Source organism: uncultured Phenylobacterium sp. (assembly GCF_902826855.1).
Taxonomy (GTDB): Bacteria; Pseudomonadota; Alphaproteobacteria; order Caulobacterales; family Caulobacteraceae; genus Phenylobacterium.
Genome location: NZ_CADEGK010000385.1, coordinates 1 through 1,632, shown reverse-complemented (window position 1 = coordinate 1,632; position 1,632 = coordinate 1). Strand labels below are relative to the sequence as shown.

Here is a 1,632-nt window from a genome sequence, read left to right as displayed (position 1 = left end):
ACGCGCGGCCGGCCACTACGCCACCAACTACACGCAGATCGACGACCACGTCGAGAGCCTTCGCGTGGTGACACCCTCGGGCACCATCGCCTCGCACCGCTGGCCGACATCCGGTGCCGGCCCCAACCCGGATCGCCTCTTCCTCGGCTCCGAGGGGGCCCTGGGCGTCATCACGGAAGCCTGGGTGCGACTGCACAAGAAGCCCACGTACCGCTGCGCGACGACGGTGCGCTTCAGCGACTACGAGAAAGCCGTGAACGCCACCCGTGTCATCAGCCAAGCGGGGCTCTTCCCGGCGAACGCGCGCCTGCTGGAGCGTGACGAGGCCCTCTTCACCGAGGCCGGCGACGGCACGAAGGACGTCCTCGTACTGACCTTCGAATCCGGCGACCACCCGCTGGAGCCGTGGATGAACCGCGCCCTCGAGATCTGCGCCGACTTCGGCGGCGAGTGGGACAAGGACGCACTGCAGGACGACGGGTCCCAGAGAAAGGGTGCGGCCGGCAATTGGCGCAACAAGTTCCTGCGCGGGCCCTACCTCCGCCAGCACGCCATCGCCCGCGGCGTGATGCGCGACACGATGGAGAGCTGCGTTACCTGGGACCAGTACATGGCCTTCCAGGCGAGCGTGAAGGAGCGCACCCTCAAGGCCATCCGGGAAGTCACCGGCCGCACCGGCACCTGCACCGTGCGCTTCACGCACGTGTACCCGGACGGCCCGGCGCCCTACTTCACCTGGCATGCCTTCGGAGACAAGTCCAAGCTGGTCGAGCAGTTCTGGGCCATCAAAAGCGCGGCCTCGGACGCCATGTGCGACGCGGGCGGCACCATCACGCACCACCACTCGCTCGGACCGGACCACCGCAAGTGGTACGACCAGGAAATCCCGCCGCTGTATCGCGAGGTGATGCGCGCGACCAAGAACACGCTGGACCCGAATTGGGTGCTGAATCCCGGCATCCTGCTCGACAAATGACCGCCCCCCTCGCCGGCATCCGCGTCCTCGACCTCTCCCGCATCCTCGCGGGCCCGTGGTGCACGCAGGTGCTCGCGGACCTGGGGGCGGAAGTGATCAAGATCGAGCGGCCGGGCACGGGCGACGACACCCGAGCCTGGGGGCCGCCGTTCCTCAAGACCCAGGATGGCGCGGACACGACCGACTCCGCCTACTTCGCCTCCACCAACCGCGGCAAACAGTCAGTGACGCTCGACATCGCGAGCCCCGAAGGGCAGGAGATCGCACGCCGTGCGCGGGGGCGATGCGGCAATCGCCGCAACCGACGTCCGCTTATTTTCTTCCGCCGAGTCTCCGAAAACGTCCCGTAATGCGTGCAATCCTTCGGAGCCCATCCGCGTCATTCCCCCGTCGTTTTCAGTTGGCGCCCCCCGGGGGCGCGGTGCGCCGCCATCGACTCGCCGACCGCGCGCAGCGCCTCCGCGTTCATGCGCGTTCGCGCGATCGGCAACAATACGCCGTTCTCCAGCGCCAGATGATGGCGCAATCTGTCCGAAAAGTCGCGCAGCAGCGCGCGCTCGTCCTCACTCGGCGCCGCTCCTGCGGTCATCCGTTGAAGTATTTCAATGAGGACCTCGCTGCCGGTCTCATCCTCGCGATGCTCTTTCGCCAGAATC

The 1,632-nt window shown here is 67.3% G+C and carries 3 protein-coding genes; 2 read left to right on the top strand and 1 reads right to left on the bottom strand.

The features are described 5' to 3' along the window. Both QZV94_RS25030 and QZV94_RS25025 read left to right on the top strand, forming a co-directional pair. Positions 1-976, top strand: a 976-nt coding sequence (locus QZV94_RS25030; protein WP_293683210.1) for an FAD-linked oxidase C-terminal domain-containing protein, incomplete at its 5' end; no start/stop codon positions are given. Continuing rightward, positions 973-1,326, top strand: coding sequence for a CoA transferase (locus QZV94_RS25025; RefSeq protein WP_293683208.1), 354 nt, complete (start codon positions 973-975; stop codon positions 1,324-1,326). The genes QZV94_RS25030 and QZV94_RS25025, both read left to right, overlap by 4 nt. A gap of 29 nt (positions 1,327-1,355) precedes the next feature. Here QZV94_RS25025 and QZV94_RS25020 read toward each other — a convergent pair. Further along, positions 1,356-1,632, bottom strand: a 277-nt coding sequence (locus tag QZV94_RS25020; RefSeq protein WP_293683206.1) for a hemerythrin domain-containing protein, incomplete at its 5' end; no start/stop codon positions are given.

Excerpts from the sequence above, each read along its gene's own strand:
- QZV94_RS25025 (WP_293683208.1), top strand. The coding sequence starts at position 973 with ATGACCGCCCCCCTCGCCGGCATCCGCGTCCTCGACCTCTCCCGCATC.